Annotated in this window: 19 protein-coding genes; 11 read left to right on the forward strand and 8 right to left on the reverse strand. The window is 73.0% G+C overall.

Going from position 1 to position 16,349, the window contains the following annotated elements:
- Positions 1–171 precede the first annotated feature (171 nt).
- Positions 172–1,254: a bile acid:sodium symporter family protein gene (locus tag AF335_RS14465; RefSeq protein WP_102918798.1), complete on the forward strand. Its 1,083-nt coding sequence runs from the start codon at positions 172–174 to the stop codon at positions 1,252–1,254.
- A gap of 244 nt (positions 1,255–1,498) precedes the next feature.
- Entirely contained in the window at positions 1,499–2,617 is a 1,119-nt protein-coding gene (locus AF335_RS14470; RefSeq protein ID WP_102918799.1) for a serine hydrolase domain-containing protein, read from the forward strand.
- 60 nt (positions 2,618–2,677) lie between these two features.
- Here AF335_RS14470 and AF335_RS14475 read toward each other — a convergent pair whose 3' ends face one another.
- The gene (locus AF335_RS14475) at positions 2,678–3,427 is read right to left on the reverse strand and encodes an SDR family oxidoreductase (protein ID WP_211304099.1); all 750 of its coding nucleotides are present in this window, start codon (positions 3,425–3,427) and stop codon (positions 2,678–2,680) included.
- Between the two features lie 187 nt (positions 3,428–3,614).
- Here AF335_RS14475 and AF335_RS14480 point away from each other — a divergent pair, with 187 nt between their 5' ends.
- A complete protein-coding gene (locus AF335_RS14480; RefSeq protein WP_102918801.1) occupies positions 3,615–4,274 on the forward strand; it encodes an NADPH-dependent FMN reductase in 660 nt (219 codons plus the stop codon).
- Positions 4,275–4,286: 12 nt separating this feature from the next.
- Here the strand turns inward: AF335_RS14480 and AF335_RS14485 are convergent, their stop codons facing one another.
- Positions 4,287–5,348 (reverse strand): ATP-dependent DNA ligase, encoded by a 1,062-nt coding sequence (locus tag AF335_RS14485; protein ID WP_102918802.1) that lies wholly within the window; start codon positions 5,346–5,348, stop codon positions 4,287–4,289.
- Between the two features lie 112 nt (positions 5,349–5,460).
- Between AF335_RS14485 and ligD the strand changes: the two genes are divergently transcribed.
- The 3 genes from ligD to AF335_RS14500 all read left to right on the forward strand — a co-directional run bounded on the left by ligD (position 5,461) and on the right by AF335_RS14500 (position 7,778).
- Positions 5,461–6,531: a non-homologous end-joining DNA ligase gene (gene ligD / locus AF335_RS14490; RefSeq protein WP_102918803.1), complete on the forward strand. Its 1,071-nt coding sequence runs from the start codon at positions 5,461–5,463 to the stop codon at positions 6,529–6,531.
- Between the two features lie 118 nt (positions 6,532–6,649).
- Positions 6,650–7,036, forward strand: coding sequence for an SH3 domain-containing protein (locus tag AF335_RS14495; protein ID WP_228773658.1), 387 nt, complete (start codon positions 6,650–6,652; stop codon positions 7,034–7,036).
- A gap of 202 nt (positions 7,037–7,238) precedes the next feature.
- Complete coding sequence (locus AF335_RS14500) at positions 7,239–7,778, forward strand: hypothetical protein (protein ID WP_102918804.1); 540 nt, start codon at positions 7,239–7,241, stop codon at positions 7,776–7,778.
- 117 nt (positions 7,779–7,895) lie between these two features.
- On the opposite strand, the gene AF335_RS14505 is transcribed toward AF335_RS14500, so the two are convergent.
- The 4 genes from AF335_RS14505 to AF335_RS14520 all read right to left on the reverse strand — a co-directional run bounded on the left by AF335_RS14505 (position 7,896) and on the right by AF335_RS14520 (position 11,224).
- Complete coding sequence (locus AF335_RS14505) at positions 7,896–8,417, reverse strand: DM13 domain-containing protein (RefSeq protein ID WP_102918805.1); 522 nt, start codon at positions 8,415–8,417, stop codon at positions 7,896–7,898.
- A 118-nt stretch (positions 8,418–8,535) separates the two neighbouring features.
- Positions 8,536–8,991, reverse strand: coding sequence for a Crp/Fnr family transcriptional regulator (locus AF335_RS14510; RefSeq protein WP_102918806.1), 456 nt, complete (start codon positions 8,989–8,991; stop codon positions 8,536–8,538).
- Positions 8,992–9,104: 113 nt separating this feature from the next.
- Positions 9,105–9,737: a hypothetical protein gene (locus AF335_RS14515; RefSeq protein ID WP_102918807.1), complete on the reverse strand. Its 633-nt coding sequence runs from the start codon at positions 9,735–9,737 to the stop codon at positions 9,105–9,107.
- A 194-nt stretch (positions 9,738–9,931) separates the two neighbouring features.
- Positions 9,932–11,224 (reverse strand): aromatic acid exporter family protein, encoded by a 1,293-nt coding sequence (locus tag AF335_RS14520; protein WP_102919228.1) that lies wholly within the window; start codon positions 11,222–11,224, stop codon positions 9,932–9,934.
- A gap of 185 nt (positions 11,225–11,409) precedes the next feature.
- Here AF335_RS14520 and AF335_RS34615 point away from each other — a divergent pair, with 185 nt between their 5' ends.
- Positions 11,410–11,577 (forward strand): hypothetical protein, encoded by a 168-nt coding sequence (locus AF335_RS34615; RefSeq protein WP_170127693.1) that lies wholly within the window; start codon positions 11,410–11,412, stop codon positions 11,575–11,577.
- Between the two features lie 218 nt (positions 11,578–11,795).
- Entirely contained in the window at positions 11,796–12,026 is a 231-nt protein-coding gene (locus AF335_RS14530) for a hypothetical protein (RefSeq protein ID WP_146045521.1), read from the forward strand.
- Positions 12,027–12,129: 103 nt separating this feature from the next.
- On the opposite strand, the gene AF335_RS14535 is transcribed toward AF335_RS14530, so the two are convergent.
- Both AF335_RS14535 and AF335_RS14540 read right to left on the reverse strand, forming a co-directional pair.
- Entirely contained in the window at positions 12,130–13,437 is a 1,308-nt protein-coding gene (locus tag AF335_RS14535) for a vanadium-dependent haloperoxidase (RefSeq protein WP_244927019.1), read from the reverse strand.
- Positions 13,438–13,700: 263 nt separating this feature from the next.
- On the reverse strand, positions 13,701–14,609 hold the full coding sequence (locus tag AF335_RS14540; RefSeq protein WP_102918810.1) for a phytoene/squalene synthase family protein: 909 nt from the start codon (positions 14,607–14,609) through the stop codon (positions 13,701–13,703).
- A gap of 173 nt (positions 14,610–14,782) precedes the next feature.
- Between AF335_RS14540 and AF335_RS14545 the strand changes: the two genes are divergently transcribed.
- The 3 genes from AF335_RS14545 (at position 14,783) to AF335_RS14555 (ending at position 16,346) form a co-directional block, all read left to right on the forward strand.
- Complete coding sequence (locus tag AF335_RS14545; protein WP_102918811.1) at positions 14,783–15,217, forward strand: hypothetical protein; 435 nt, start codon at positions 14,783–14,785, stop codon at positions 15,215–15,217.
- A gap of 102 nt (positions 15,218–15,319) precedes the next feature.
- Positions 15,320–15,781 carry a hypothetical protein gene (locus AF335_RS14550; protein WP_102918812.1) on the forward strand — a complete coding sequence of 154 codons (462 nt, stop codon included), beginning with the start codon at positions 15,320–15,322 and terminating at the stop codon, positions 15,779–15,781.
- Between the two features lie 142 nt (positions 15,782–15,923).
- A complete protein-coding gene (locus AF335_RS14555) occupies positions 15,924–16,346 on the forward strand; it encodes a rodlin (protein ID WP_102918813.1) in 423 nt (140 codons plus the stop codon).
- Positions 16,347–16,349 lie beyond the last annotated feature (3 nt).

Raw genomic sequence — 16,349 nt, forward strand, 5'->3', positions numbered from 1 at the left:
GTAACCGGGGCTCCGCCCCGGACCCCGGTCCTCAAACGCCGGACGGGCTGGATTTGCCCCCTGGCCGGCCCGGCAGGCGCGCGCGGGAGGTCATGCCCTCGGTGAATGCCTTGATGCGCCTGCCGAGCGCGGCGGTTGTCGCACTGTGTGGTCAATAGACTCTCGTGCGTGATGGTTGTCGTGAAGGCGGTGCAGCGGTGGCTGCTGGTACTGATGCTGGTCTGCTACGTGCTGGCCGGGGTGTTCCCGGCTCCGGGAGAGGCGCTTCGCGGACTGGTACTACCGCCTCCCGCGGGTGCTCTGACGGTGCCGATGGTGCTGCTGGCGGTGATGCTGTGCAACGCCGGCCTGGGGGTCCGCGTCGGCGAGTTGCGGGCGGTGGGGCGTCGTCCGGCGCGGCTGGTGCTCGGGATCGCCACGAACGCTCTGCTGCCTTTGCTCGTGCTTCCGGTGATCGCCGTCGCCCTGCGCGCATGGCCTGATCCGGCGGAGGCGGAGGGGCTGGTGATCGGGCTCATGCTGGTGCTGGCGATGCCGATCGCCGGCGGTGCCGCGTCCTGGGGGCAGAACGCGGGCGGCAACGTACCCCTGGTCGTCGCGATGGTCATCGGTTCCACCCTGCTCAGCCCGCTGACCGTCCCGCTCGGGATGCGGCTGGCCGGCCAGCTGGTCGGCCCCTCCGGTGCCGGGGCCCTGGACGACACCACCAAGGTCGACGTCATCGCCCGGACCGGGGCCGGGTTCTTCGCGCTGGTGTCGGTGGTGCTGCCCTGCCTGGTGGGCGTCCTCGTACGGATGCTGCTCGGGGAGGACCGCACCCGCCGTGTCCTGCCCGTGGTCAAGGCCGTGAACCTGGTGAACATCCTGCTGCTGTGTTACATCAACGCGGCCGGCGCCCTGGGGCAGGCCCTCGCCCACCCGGACCCCGACCTGCTGGTGCTCGCGCTCGGCCTGTCCGGCGCGGTGTGCTGCCTGGCCTTCTGCTGCGGCCGGTGGATGTCCGGCTGGACACGCTGCGACCAGCCGGACGGAATCTCCCTCACCTTCGCCACCGGGATGAACAACAGCAGCGCGGCAGCGGTGCTGGCCGCCTGCTGGTTCTCCCACCGCCCCGAAGTGCTGCTGCCGATCCTCTCCTACAGCCTGCTCCAGAAGATCGTCGCAGGGGCGGCGGGCAAACCGCCCCGCTCCCGCCCGGACGAGACACCACGTCAGGCACCGGCGCCCGAAACCGCCGTTCGCCCAAGGGGGTGATGCCCAGGGCGTGTCCGGTGGGCCGTGGGCCGTAAGCCGTGAGCCGATGAGGGTTCCTCAAGCCGCGAGGGTTCGCGGGCGGGGTGTGTCCCAGGGGCGAACCGGGGGGCCGCTCCGGGGGGATGCGGATCAGGGGTGCGGATCAGGGATCCGGTCGGGGCGATCCCTGATGGCGACGGCGCCTGCTCCCAGCAGAGTTGACCTTGTCACCAAGGCCCGCCAACGCCGCTCCGGAGGAACCTCGATGCGTAAACGCCTTGCTCTCACCGCCCTTGCCCTGGCCACCGCTGTCACCGCCGGCTTTGCGGCACCCGCGACCGCCGCCGGGCCGGACCCCGTGCGGCAGGGACTGGAGACGCTGGTGCGCTCGGACCGGGCACCCGGTGCGCTGGCGAGTGTGATGGACGCCAACGGGAAGTTCCGCACCTATACCGCTGGTACAGGCGACCGGGACACGCACGCGAAGGTGCCGCGGGACGGTCAGGTGCGGATCGGCAGCGTCACCAAGACGTTCACCGCGGTGGTCGTGATGCAACTGGTCGGTGAAGGGAAGATCCGCCTGAACGACCGGGTGGACGACCACCTGCCGGGCCTCGTACGCGGGAAGGGGATAGACGGACACCACATCACGGTGCAACAGCTTCTGCAGCACACCAGCGGACTCCCCGACTTCGAGGACGACGTCACCGACGACATCCTGGAGCGCCGCTACCTCTCCCCTCGCGACAGTCTGGACATCGCCCTCAAGCACGAAGCCGCCTTCGAACCCGGCACGAAATGGTCGTACAGCAACACCAACTATCTGGTTGCCGGCCTGATCGTGGAGAAAGTCACCGGCCGCCCCCTCGCCGAACAGATCGACAAGCGCATCATCCAGCCCCTCGGGTTGCGCCACACCTACTTCCCCGCCCCCGGCGAGACGGCCATCCGCGAACGCCACCCCCAGGGTTACCACCAGGACGAGCCGCCCGTGTCGCCTCCGCGCGACGTCACCGAGATCGACCCCTCCGCGTCCTGGGCGGCAGGCGCGATGGTGTCCACCAACTCCGACCTCAACCGCTTCTTCTCCGCGCTGCTGAAGGGCGGCCTCCTCCCGGACACCCAGCTCGAGCAGATGCTCACCACCATCCCCGTGCGGAAAGGGGAGGACCGCTACAGCATGGGACTGGGGATCATGAAGGTGCGGCTGTCCAAGGACTGCGTCGCCTGGGGCCACAACGGTGGCATCCCCGGCTACGGAACCTGGGCCATGGCCACCGCCGACGGCCGCGCCGCCAGCGCCACGATGACCCGCGAACCGAAAACCGGCGATGCCCTGACGCACCTTGAGGGAGTCGTGGACGCGGCTCTGTGCCGCCGCTGACCCGTACCTCCTGGTCGGCGAGGACGTTCACTCCTTCATGACCCGCCGTCCCCCACCCCCTCAGATCCCCGACAGCCTCCGCTCGACCCCCTTCGGATCGACCCGCCACATCTCCCCCACCTCCGCCGCGAAGCTGTCCGGAAAGATATCCTCCGCATCCGCCGCGATCCCGTCCAGCGTCGCCCGTGCCACCTCCGCCGCCGTCGCCCTCGGGAACTCGCCGAACACCGGCTCGTGCCCGAGGACGTCGTCGAACATGTCCGTGTCCACCGGACCCGGGAAGACGCCGTGCACGCTGATGCCCCGTGGCGCGAGGTCCGGCCGGACGGCCTGGGTCAGTGAGTGGAGCGCCGCCTTCGACGCCGGATAGCCGCCCAGCGAGGGCGTACCGCCGAACGCGCCGATACTGATGACGTTGACGACGGCGCCCCCGCCGTTGCCCTCGATCACCGGAGCGAACGCCCGGAGAACCCGCAGGGTCCCGAGGTAGTTGGTCCGCATCACCTCTTCGACGAGCGCGAGGTCCATGTCGAGCAGATGCCCCATCCCGTGCGAGCCCGCGTTGTTGACGAGCAGCGTCACATCGGCCGCGGTCGTCGCCGCGGCGGCGATCGTGTCCGGTGCCGAGAGGTCCACCTCCACCGGCACCACCCGCGCCGGGTCCCCGGCGACCACCGGGTCCAGTGACGCGGGGTTCCGGGCCGCCGCGTACACCCGCGCGGCCCCGCGGGCGAGGAACGCGTCGACGAGCGCCCGTCCAATGCCGCGGTTGGCGCCCGTCACGAGTACGACCGAACCCTCGATGTCCACGGTGGATCCTTTCCGTCGGCGGGCGCCGGCGTTCCGTTCGCCCGTCGGATGCGTCCAGGACCTCCTACCCGCCCACCGCCACCGGCTCGCCGGGCGCCTTCCACATGCGCGGCCGGTACCCGGGCCGGACGCTGTGAGGGGACGCAGGGGCGTCCCCTCACCACGCTCACCGAGGAGGGTTCCGACCATGGCCGACGACACTCCGCCCGGCCCCACGCGCGTACTGGTCTTCGGCGCCTCGCTGCGCGGCGACTCGCTCAACGCCCGCCTGGCGGCGCTCGTCGCCCGGCTGGTCCGGGAGGCCGGCGCCGAGCCGGACCTCGCCCGGATGGGCGAGTTCGCCATGCCCGTCTACGACGGTGACGCCGAGACGGCCGAAGGCATCCCGGAAGGCGCCCTCGCCCTGCGCGACCGGCTGGCCAGGGCCGACGCACTGGTGATCGCCTCGCCCGAGTACAACGCCTCCCTGCCCGGCGGGCTGAAGAACGCCGTCGACTGGGTGTCGCGCGTCCGGCCGCAGCCGTTCAAGGACAAGCACGCGCTGCTGGTCTCCGCCTCCCCCTCCATGGTCGGCGGCAACCGCGGCCTGTGGGCGTTGCGCATCCCGCTCGAACACCTCGGCACCCGCGTCTACCCCGATATGTTCAGCCTGGCCAAGGCGCACGAGGGCTTCGCCGAGAACGGCGACCTGACCGACCCCGCCCTCCAGCTGCGGCTGGCGGAGTCGGTGACCGCGTTCCTCCGGCTGGTGGAGGCCGACACCCGGTACGTATGCCTCCAGCGGCGGTGGTACGAGTTCCTCGGCGACTGCACGGACGCGCCCGTCACCCAGCGCGCCCAGGACTGACCGCTCGCTCCGTCACGGGCCGAGGACGTCCGCCAGGTCGTAGCGGGCCGTCTCCTCCAGCTGCGCGTACGTGCAGTCGGCGGGGTCCCGGTCGGGGCGCCAGCGGCGGAACTGCGTGGTGTGGCGGAAGCGGTCGCCCTGGAGGTGGTCGTAGGCGACCTCGCAGACCCGTTCGGGGCGCAGCGGGATCCAGGAGAGGTCCTTGGTGCCGGTCCAGCGGCTGGGGCCGCCCGGCAGCCGGCCGCCGGCCTGGGCGTCCGGGTCCGTCCACCGCTCCCACGGGTGGCCGTGGACATCGGCCATCCGCAGCGGCTCCAGCTCCTCCATCAGCTCCTTGCGGCGGCGCATGGGGAACGAGGCGCAGACGCCGACGTGCTGCAACCGCCCGTCGGAGTCGTGGAGTCCGAGGAGCAGCGAGCCGACGACGGGCCCGCTCTTGTGGAGGCGCAGCCCGGCGAGGACGCAGTCCGCGGTCCTCTCGTGCTTGACCTTGGTCATGACGCGTTCGCCCGGCCGGTAGGGGAGACCGGGCGGCTTGGCGACGACGCCGTCCAGGCCGGCGCCCTCGAACTCCTCGAACCAGGCCCGGGCGACCTCGATGTCATCGGTGGCGGGGGTGAGGTGCACCGGAGCCGAGACATCCCGCAACGCGCTGGTCAGGGCCTCCCGGCGGGCGCTCTGAGGGCGCTCCATCAGCGACTCGTCCCCGAGCGCCAGCAGGTCGAAGGCGATGAACGACGCCGGGGTGAGCTCGGCCAGCCGGGCGACACGGGAGGCCGCCGGGTGGATGCGTTCGAGCAGGGCGTCGAAGTCCAGCCGCCCGTCACGGACGACGACGATCTCGCCGTCCACGACGCAGCGACCGGGGAGCTGGGTCAGCAGGGCCCGGGCGACCTCGGGGAAGTAGCGGGTCAGCGGCTTGGTGGTGCGGCTGGCGATCTCGATGGCGTCGCCGTCGCGGAAGACGACGGCCCGGAAGCCGTCCCACTTCGCCTCGTACTGCATGCCGGACGGGATGGCGGACGCCGACTTGGCCAGCATCGGCCGCACCGGGGGCATCACCGGGAGTTCCATGACCGCGATTGTGCGGGCTCACCGGCCCCCTCGCCCGCCGGGAGCCCGCCCCGCGCCCGCACACCGGCGGCCGTGAGTGGTGGGGCCCAGGAGGCGCGCTTAGCGTAGGGGCATGGGCGGTGACGCGGTGGAGCTCTCTGCGGGCGGGCGGACGGTGCGGATCTCCCACCCCGACAAGGTCTACTTCCCGGAGCGCGGCTTCACCAAGCACGACGTGGCGTCGTACTACCTGAGCGTCGCCGACGGCGTCGTCCGCGCGCTGCGCGACCGGCCGACGACTTTGGAGCGCTATCCCGACGGCGTCGAGGGCGAATCGTTCTTCCAGAAGCGCGCGCCGAAGAACCTCCCCGACTGGATCCCGACCGGGCGCATCTCCTTCCCCAGCGGCCGGTACGCGGACGAGATCTGCCCGGGGGAGATCGCGGCCGTCCTGTGGGCGGCCAACCTGGGCTGTCTGACCTTCCACCCCTGGCCGGTGCGGTGCGCCGACACCGACCACCCCGACGAACTGCGCATCGACCTCGACCCGCAGCCGGGCACCGACTACGCGGACGCGGTGCGCGCCGCCCTCGACCTGCGCGAGGTGCTGGCGGAACTGGAGCTGACCGGCTGGCCCAAGACGTCCGGCGGGCGCGGTATGCACGTCTTCGTGCCGATCGCGCCCCGGTGGACGTTCACCCAGGTGCGGCGCGCGGCCATCGCCGTCGCGCGGGAGCTGGAGCGGCGGTCGCCCCGGACGATCACCACGGCGTGGTGGAAGGAGGAGCGCGGCGAGAAGGTGTTCGTGGACTACAACCAGACCGCCCGCGACCGCACCATCGCCAGCGCCTACTCCGTACGCCCCCGCGCGCACGCCCCCGTCTCCGCCCCGCTGACGTGGGAGGAGGTGCCCAGTGCCGTGCCCCGGGACTTCGACCTGGGCAGCATGCCGGGCCGTTACGCCGACGTGGGTGATGTGCACGCGGGAATGGGTGACGAACCCTGCGGCCTGGAGGCGGCCCTGGAGCTGGCCGACCGGGACGAGCGCGAGCACGGTCTGGGCGATCTGCCGTACCCGCCGGAGCACCCGAAGATGAAGGGCGAGCCCAAGCGCGTCCAGCCCAGCCGGGCCCGTAAGGAGCCCACCGGCGGGGAGCCCGCGGGCGAGGAACCCGGGAAGGGCCCGGGGCCGGGCGCCGGCTGAACGCCGTGCGGGGAGGCTCCGGCCCCGGGACCGGATGGGTTCATGGGAGGTTTATATGCATTCGTCCGGTGGAAACGTGGGCTGTGCGTTGACCACTCCGTAGGACGAGGGAGCTGCAATGACCCAGACACTGGTGGCCCGTGGCATGGCCGTAGCGGTCGCCGCGCTGACCGGGGCGACGCTGGCCGCCGGACCGGCCCAGGCGGCTCCGGTGCCGACCCGGCCGAGCGGCACGGTCGTCAGCGGGTCGGGTGTGAACGAACGTTACTTCCCGAGCACGGACTCCTCGGTGCGGAGCACGCTCCTCCGTGGGGTCAAGGTCGGGCTGCGGTGCAAGGTCCGGGCCCAGGACATCGGCGGCAACAACGTCTGGTACCTGCTGCGGGACCGGGCCACATGGGTGAACTCGGCGTACATCGCGCCCGCCGGCCCCGTTCCCCTGTGCAAGGACGTCGGCCGCGGCGTGCCGGAGAGCGCGCCCAGGACGCGGGCCGCCATGGGGTGATCCCCGAGGCGGCGACGGACGGGCGGGCCGGGGCGCAGCAGCCCCGGCCCGCCCGTGTCGTCACGCACCGGCCATCGCGGCGCCGCCCACTGTCTGTTGACTTCTGCACCACCACGTGTCATTGATGACGTGTCCACGTCATTATTCCTGCTTCTCGGTTCCGCCCGGCACCCCACTGCCCGGAGCCGGAAGGGAGCACGCGATGAGTACGCACCCGAGCTCGCGCCGCGGGCGGGCGACCGCGATCGTGGCCCTCGCCGCCGCGCTGACGACCGGAGCGGCCGTTCTGACCGCCCCGCAGGCCGCGGCCGCCACGGTGTCCGTCGGCTACACCTGCACCGGTCCCGGCGCCCCCGCCGGCGTCCAGCCCGTACAGATCTCCGTGACCGCACCCGCGAGCGTGCCGGCGGGCGGCACCGCCGAGCTCTCGGTGGACGTCGCCACCAGCATCAAGGCCCCCCTCACTCTTCCGGCCAGGAGCGTGACGGGCGAGCTGGTCATCGACCTCGGCGGCGCGGCCTCCGGCAGCGTGACCGCCACCGGCTTCACGAACCGGGCCGTCGTCCCCAGCGGCACCGCCGTGAAGGTCACCGGAGGCAAGGCCACCGTGCGGCTCGGCAAGCCCGGCACGGCGACCTTCGCACCGGGGAAGGCGTCGGTGCACGTGTTCGGGGCGACGGCCGAGTGCGTGGTGTCCGGGACGGCGCCGGTGGCGGCGACGACGGAGGTGACGGCGAGGTAGGCGACCCGGGAGGGCGGGCCTCGTCCCTCCTCCCCACCCGCCGCCGCGCGGCGGGGCGCCCTCCGGCCCCGCCGCGTACCCCGCGACCCCTCGCCCGCCGTACGGGCCCGACTCCGCTCAGGCGCGCGTCAGCGCCGCCGCCCCGAACGACACGTCGAACCGGTCGCACCAGATGCTCACGCTCCGGTACCGCCCCAGGTCCAGGTCGGCCGGCAGCGCGTAGTTCTGATCACCCTTGTTCCCCTTGAGCGACCCCAGGCTCCGGTGCGCCCCGTCGTCGAAGACGTGCCAGCCGGCCTTCCCCTCCTTTACCGGTGCGTCGCTGAGCAGCACCTTCACGTCGGGCCCGGCGCTGGTGTCCAGGCCCTCCAGCCGCAGGGTGCGGGAGCCGTCCGGCAGCTCCAGGACACGCACCTTCCCGGAGGTCTTGTGCTCGTGGCTGATCAGGTCCCCCATCGCCAGCGTCCGGGGCGCACCGGACCCGGCCTCGGCCGCCACGGGCGCGGCCTCGTGCACCGTGGTGTTCACCCACAGCTTCCACGGCTGGAACCACACCACCCCCGCACCGACCGCCAGCACCCCGACGAGCAGTGCCCCGATCACGAACCGCCTGTTCAGTATCCGTCGTACGCGTCCCATCGCAGCCTCCCGAAGCCATGTGCCTTTCAGCCATGCCAACGGACGGGGAGGCGGCGCGTACTCCGGGAAAGAGATGACGAAAGTCTTACGTGCGGTCCCGCCCCGCGGACGTGACCGTTCACAGGGGGCCCGAGCCGTGCGGAGCGTAGAAGTCCAGCAGCCGGGTGCGGGCCGTACGGAGACGGTGGCCGAGGATCTCGGCGACCGCGCGGACCAGCACCAGCCCGAGCGCCGGGTCCTCCTCGCACAGCGCCCGCGCCTCGGCGCCGTCGAACTCGTAGGCCCGTACGGGGCTGAGCGCCTCGGCCCCGAACCCCCACTCGTACGGCGGGAACATCCACGACCAGCCCAGCAGGTCCCCCGTGCCCAGGGTCTCCACCGTGGCCACCCGCCGCCCGGGAAGGCCGAGGTCGAGCGTGACGGCGCCGGACTTGATGATCCAGAAGCGGTCGGCCCTGCCCTGCTCCTCGAAGATCCGGGTGTCCTCCGGGAACGCGACCTCCCGGGCGAGCTCCATCAGACGGTCCCGGTACTCCGGCGGAAGGGTCTTGAGCAGCTTCTTCGCAGTGGACATGGCCGTGCCTCCTAGCCCCCGCCGACCTGGTACGTCCATTGAGCCACGGCCGGACGGGTGAGGCATCCCGAGTCCGTGCCGGGCTCCGGCGGCGGGGTGCCCCAGGGCCGCGATCAGCTGCTGAGGAGCCCCCGGAGCAGCCCTCCGACGAGCCCGCTGACGAGCCCGCCGAGGGTGTTCACCAGCCCGCCGACGAGCCTGGTGACGACGGGGAGCAGGCCGTCCGACCCGTCGACGAAGCCTCCGGCGGCCCGCGCGCCCGGCCCGGCGGCCGGGGAGCGGCCTGGGGAAGGGTCCGCCGGGGTGACGCCGCCCTTGGCGAGGTGCGCCGTGGCGGCCACGGCGTCGGTGGTCGCGGTGGTGATGGCGGTGAGGTCCGGAGCCGCGGCCCGGGACTGCTGTTCGAGGGTGGCGCGGGCGGTGGCGAGGGCGCCGAGGTGCTTCTTCACGGTCACGCACGACGGGCCGGGCCGCGCGCCGGCCGCCTGCGGCTGCTCGCACTCGTCCAGGATCCGGCGGGCGGCCTGCGTGTAGAAGTTGGAGTCGATGGCCTTGGCCCCCTCGGCGGCGGCCTTGCGCAGGGCCTCCGGCGACGGCACCCGCGCCTCGGCCGGTGGCGCCGACGCCCTGGCGGGAGCGGGAGTGGGGGCCTCGGCCGGGGGCCGGGCGGTGGCGGCGGTGGTCACGGCGAGCGCGCCGCACAGCGCCCCGGAGACGAGCAGGGTGGTTCGGCGGGGGAGGTTCATGGGGTCACGCTCCTTCGGGCCGGATCTCTCGGGTCGGATCTTTCGGGCCGGGACCGTCTGATCGGGCCGGACCGTCTGCTCACCTTGCGGGCCCCCTCGGACCCCCGCAATCCGGCGTGATCCATCCGGTGTACGAGCCACCCGCCGTACGGGTAAGGGACGCTGACGACCCGCCACGTAGAAATGACGAGGCATCATGCAGAGGGGCGCCGGGACCGGTCCGCGGGGTCGTCCCCGCCCTGTTCCCCGGGCCCGCCCGTCCGGCCCCGGCGGCGGAGGTGCCTCCCGAGCGTGGCGAGCGTGCGGCGTCCGTCGTGGTGTCGGCGGGTGTGCCGGTCGAGCTCCTCCACCAGCCGCTGGGTGCGCTTCTGGATGTCGAGCTCGTCGAGGATGCGGTCGATCTCGGCGAGCAGCGCCCCGTGCAGCTGCCACTGGCGGGGGTGTTCGAGCACCTGGTGGAGAAGGAGGCCGGCCGCGTGGTCCCGGGTGCTGCGGGCGGTGGCGAGCTCCTCGGCGAGGCGGGTCTCGGCCTGCTCGGCGTTGGCGGTGACCTGGCTGGTGATGACGACGGCGAAGCTCTCCACCGCGCGCGCGAGACGGGCGAAGACCTCCTGCAGGCTCGCGGCGACGTCGGCGGGGAACAGCGATTCGCGGGTCCGCTGCTTGGCCAGGTCGGTGAGGGTGCGGGTGGCGACGCGCAGCACCACCGCCGAGATCTCCAGCGTGTCGAGGCCCGTGCGGAGCACCACGCGGTGGAGCACGCCCTCCTTGACCCGGGGGTTGAGGCGGAGGCTGTCCTCGGCCTGCCGCAGGGCCGCGTCGACCTCGACGATGTCGTGGTCCAGTCGGCGCGCCCGGTGCAGCCGGGCGGCCGCCTCCGCGACGGGCGTGTGCCCGCTGATCTGCTCGGCGATGTCCTCCAGGAGCCCGCGCATCCGCCGCGCGAGGTCCTCGATGGCCTCACCGGCGGGCTGCACCCATACGGGTGGGACCAGCAGCACGTTGAAGAGCAGCCCGACGACCGCACCGATCAGCGTCTCCAGGACGCGGTCCCAGGAGGTCTCGGCCACCCGGGTGACGCCGAGGACGAGCATGGCGCTGATGGCGACCTCGGGGACGAACTCGCCCACCCGGACGAAGCGGCCGATGACCAGCGAGGACAGGATGATCAGCCCCAGGCTCCACCAGGTCAGCCCCACGAGCACGCTGAAGCCGATCGCGATCAGCACCCCCGCGACCACGGAGTTCACCCGGCGGATCCCGGTGGTCAGGGTGGAGTAGAGGGTGACCTGGACGACGAGGAGCGCGGTGAGCGGCGCGGTGAGCGGCGCCGGCTCCTTGCTCAGCCACAGGGCCACCACGTACGCGATCACGGCGGCCAGGGTCGAGCGCACGGTCTGGACCACCGTGGGCTCCCGGCCCCGGCGCACCAGGGTCGTCAGCGGATCGGGCAGCCCTCGTCTCTTCAGCGCCTTCTGCACGTCCAGCCCCTTCCCGGTGCACGGCGCCGGGGACACGTACGGACCGTCGCGCCACCCGCGTGGTCGCCGACCGGGCGTGCCCGCGCCGTGCCGATCGCCGTGGGCCGCCCGGGGATCCGGTCGCGGGGTGTGACGGCGGCGCACTCCTCGCTATCCTCGGGGGCCCGGAACCCTCGGCGATGGGAGTGCTGATGCCGCGACAGCAGGAGCAGATATGCGCGGCCTGCGAGGGCGACGGCATCACCACCAAGATCGAATACAGCGTCGAGACCGATGAGAACGGCCACCAGAAGCCGGTCACCCACACCAGCTATTCGTCCTGCACTCTCTGCGGCGGCACAGGCAGCACGTCTGGCTAGCCGGAGGGGAAGAGGTTCCTGTGCGACCCGACCCCGAACCCGGATCCGGTCCGGAATTCGAACCCGAGCCCGGGCCCGGCGCGGAGCCCGCCCCGGGCCCCGTTCCCGGTCCCCCGCCCGGAGCGGCGCCCGACCGGGCGTCCGATCCGGCGTCCGAACTCATGCGCCCCGTCTTCACCTGTGTCATCTGCGGCTGCGTCTACATGCCCCCCAGGACCATGACCTACCCCCTCCTGGGCACGACCGCCTCCCCGCTGCACTGCGCCGAGACCTCCTGCCGCCGCGCCGCCGCCCGGCTCCCCCGGGCCCTGCGCCGGCTGTACGCCGACGGCGCCTGGACCCGGGCCAGGAAGTGGATGGACAAGGAACCCACCGACGCCGCCGCCGGCGCCCGGCGCCGCAGCCGGGGCTCCACCCGCCCCGAAGGCAGCCGCTCGAAACTCCACTGACCCCGGCCCGGCACCGCCGGCCGCCGGGGTACTCATGGGCACCCCGGCGCGCCTCCCCGACGGGTACGGGCCGGTCCGCCGGTCCCCGGGCCGCGCCCGGGAGTCAGCGGACCGGCCGGAAGTAGCGGGTGAGCGCCCACGCCGCGAGCCGCTGTCCCGTCCTGTTCCCGACGGTGTCGGCGGTGCGGGTGTGGATGCCCTCCCAGACCCGGGCGTTGACGACGCCGCGGTTGTACTCGTCCGCGTCGGCGAAGGTCCTGGTGGTGCCGGTGACCACCGAGCGGACGCGCAGGTCGATGCGGGACGTGCCGAGGAGCATGGTCAGCGACCGGGTCAGCGCCCCTCCCACCGTCGCGTGTCCGCTGAGGTAGTCCGGGTGCGCGGGCGTGTCGATCAGCGGCTCCCAGGCGGGTTCGGGAGCGGTCGCCGGGTTGCCGTCGGACGCCGCCTCGCGGATGGCGGTGATCGGCCGCCAGGTCCGGTAGTGGAGCTTGGAATCCCAGGCGGTGACGATCGCGTCGGCCATCGCGGAGTTCACCCCGGCCAGCAGCCGCGCCTGCTCGGCGACGCCGAGGCCGCGCCGGGCGGCGGTGTCGCGCAGGGCCTCCTGGAAGTGCAGGTTGCCGGCGAAGAACATCGCGGTGTCCGTCTGCTCCGGGGTCCTGGCCGACCCCGTCTTACGGCCGATCGCCTTGAGCTCGGCGAAGTCCTTGGTGTAGCGGGCGGAGGTGAGCGAGGGCGGCGCACCCGGCCGGAACTGGTGCGGCGCCGTGAGCATCAGCGGCTTCGTCCTGGCCATCCAGGCGGTGGTGAAGCCCTCGTGGGCGGGCGGGGTGGGCCGCCAGACGCCCGGGCGGGGCGCGGCGGAGCCGAGGTCCACCCGGGCGCCGCGGCCGTCGTCCTTCCGCGTGGCGATGGTGTGCGCGGCCGCCCGCGCGCCGAAGGCGACGCCCTCGTCCTTGTCCCGGCCCCGGGGGACCTCGGCGAGCGAGGCGGCGTAGGCGGTGTCGAGCCGGGACCTCGAGGCCGGGAAGTACTCCAGCAGTACGTGGTGGGCCGCCGTGGCCACGGCGGCCGGGACCGATGCCGAACGCGGCGCGCGCCCGTCCCAGCGGTAGGGCGCGTAGCCGCCCCGGATGCCGACGACGGCGTTGTACACGGTCGTGGAGACGAAGGCGTGCCAGAGGAACGTCTCCGGCACGGGCCGCTTCGCGTCGGTCTCGACCGTGTCGACCGCGGTGGCGCTCCACTCCGCGACGGCCTCCGTGGCGGGGTCGCCCGCCGTGGTTCTCTCGGTGGCCCCCGCCCGCATCACCGCGGGAGCGGCCGTGAGCGCGCACACCGTGAGGCCGGTGACGACGGCCCTCGTCGCCGTGCGGAACGGAGCGGAGACGGAACCTTTGCCCTGCACGGGAGCCTCCTTCACAGCGGTGCGGCAGCGCACCGGTACGACCGGACCGACCGCGGAGACGCACGGTGGGGCGGAGGGCCGGTGTGATCGGCATGTGATCGGCACGGCAGCCTCGCCCGGGGCCCGCCGCCCCTTCTCCGCCAGCGAGATATGCCCCGCCGCGGACCCGCGCCGGGCAGGGCGACCGAAGACCACCCGGACGAGGGATGGGGATCTCCGCAGTTCGAGGAGGCGGCCGGACGGTGCGTGCGGGCCCGGACCCGTCAGCGGCCGCGCCGGCCGTACTCCCGGACGAGGATCCGCAGCGCCGCGCGGAGGGAGGGCCGCGCCGAACTCCGTAGCACACCGGTGCCCTTGGCCGCGGCCGCCTCGGCGGTGCGCACCTCCAGCGCGATGGCCGCCCGGATGAAGGAGCGGTGGGCGGGCGGCGCGAGCTCGGGCAGGCGCCGGCTCGTCAGCAGGTCGCGGCGGGCCCGGCCGAGGTGGTCGTGGAGCAGCGCGCGCGTCCCCGGGGTGTCCCGGCGGTGTTCGAGGTCGGTCCGGGAGACGGCGTGGTGTTCGAGGTCCCGGGCCGGCAGCGTGAGCCGGCCGTCCCGCAGGTCGTCGGCGAGGTCGTTGACGAAGTCGAGTCGCTGGCTGCCGTCGATGTACGCCCGGCAGAGCGCCCGGGCGTCGCCGGGGTCGGCGTCCGGCGCGAGGAGCAGACAGGCGATGAGCATGAACGCGGGCAGCGAGTACGCGTCGACGTACCGCTGGTAGTCCGCCTCGTCGGCGAAGCCGGTGAAGTGCCGGTCCAGGGGCGCGCCGGTGAGGAACTCCTCGACGTGGGACCGCAGTCCGGGGTGGGCCCCGACGGTGTGCAGCAGCGCGCGGAGCACCGGATGCGCGCTCTCCCCGGTGGCCAGCCCGTCCCGGACCTCCTTCTCCCACGCCGCGTAACCGTCGTCGCCCTCGGGGCCCGCCGGGCTCTCGTCGAGGAGCGAGTCGGTGTGGTGCATGAACGCGGTGGCGGCGATGACGTGCGGTACGAGCGCCGTGGGCAGCAACAGCCGCACGGCGGCGTAGGCGTGGCGCCGGTAGGCGGAGACCAGGGCGCGCTGACGGGTGTAGGCGTCGCGCAGCGCGGGGTCGCCGACGCCCGCGACGGTGAGGGTCCTGTCCCAGGTGCGCATGACGGAGATCTTCCTGCGAGTGGTGCGGAGCGGGTCGAGCCTATCGACCTCCGGCGCGCACGGCGCACGGCCGCGCGCGGGCGGTGCCGGCCACGCCGCCGGGGGAGCCGCCGCCGCAACCATCCGGCGCTCTCCCGGGTCTGTACGGGCGTAGCGGAAAGAGGAGGTCTCCCATGACCCGGTCCATTCGCCGACGTTCCACGGCCGCCGCCGCGGGATGCGCGCTCGTCCTCGTCCTGGGAGCCGGTTTCGCCGGCGCGGCCCCGGCCGCCGCCCAGCCGGAGCGGTACACCGCCGAGCAGGTCCGGGGCTTCCTGGTGGGCTTCTACGGACAGCACGGCCCGAGCCGGTACGACCGCGAGCACAAGGTCACCCCGGAGCTGCGGAAGAAGGCGGCCGAGACCAAGGACTACGACCTGCTGCTGTGCGCCCAGAACGAGCCGCGGAACATCTCCGTGGGCAAGGTCACCACCGCCCAGTCGGCGGGGGTGGGATGGTCGACGATCACCACGCGCTGGGGCGGCGGCCCCGACGGGCACTTCACGGCGTACGTGGGCCTGGACGCGAGCAAGCCGATGAAGCTGTACGACATCGCCTGCGAGCGGTGAGGCCGCCGCTCGCGTCCTCTCCCTGACGCCTTGTGAACAAACGTGGTCACCACACTAGGATGCAGCGTTTGTTTGATTTGGTGGCGATGGAGGGGGAGAGGCGTGCGGGCAAGACTGAGAGAGACCGCGGGGGAGCTGGCCGGGGTGCTGTGGCGCGAGCACATCGTGTACCGGGACCGGACCGGGGAGGTCGTGATCCGGGGGGAGCACGTACAGCGCTGGATCAGCCTCGCCCCCACCGGAGGGCACGACGAGATACTCGTCCGCGCGGGCCGCATCCTGGACGGCGGCACCACCGCCCCGGCCCGCTCCGAGGCGATCGTGCCCCTCTCGGCGGGTACGGCCGAACTCGCCGCGGCCTGCCGCCGTCTCCTCGCCGAGACGGCCGCCGACCCCGAGCCGGGAACGCCGGGAAGAGCCCGGCCCGTGCGGTCCCGCGCCTCCGCGAAGCCGCGCCGCGCCGGCGAGCGGCGGCACACGGGCCTCGGCTCCTGGACGGTCATCGTGGGCATGGCCGCACTGCTCGGCTTCTGCGTCTACAGCGTCATCGTGACCGGCGGCTGACCCACCCGTAAATCACATGGAAGCGGCCTTCGGGGGAAGGCCGCTGGGACGAACGGGTGAGGTAGCGGAACCTCGCCCCCACCGCCGAGTTGGGCAGGTCGCCATCCGCTCCTGCGGAACACCTCGGTCGAAAGGCACGCACGTGCTCAAGAAGGTCCTCGCGACAGTCGCCTTGACGGCTACGGCGGCCGCAGTCGCCACGGCCCCCGCCGCCGCGATCGGGGACGGGCGCGACGTCGCGAACGGCAACGGGGCGATGAACGGCTACGGGAACACGGTGACCGGCGGAGAGGGGAGCCCGCAGATGAGCGCGGTCTCCGACAGCCTCAACAAGCTGTGCATCGGTGTCGGGAAGCTCGATGTCCAGTCGCTCGCCCTGCTCCTCAACGTCGGCGTCCAGGACATCCCGATCCTCACGTCGCAGCAACAGCAGCAGTGCACCGACAACTCCACGATCAGCGACGGCGACGACCCGCTGGCGCACCTCCTCGACGAGATCTCGCTCGTCGCGTACAACGGTTCCGGGAACAGCTCCCACAAGGGGCACAGCTCCCACAAGGGATGATCC

It is taken from the genome of Streptomyces eurocidicus (assembly GCF_002891295.1).
In the GTDB taxonomy this organism is placed as follows: domain Bacteria; phylum Actinomycetota; class Actinomycetes; order Streptomycetales; family Streptomycetaceae; genus Streptomyces; species Streptomyces eurocidicus.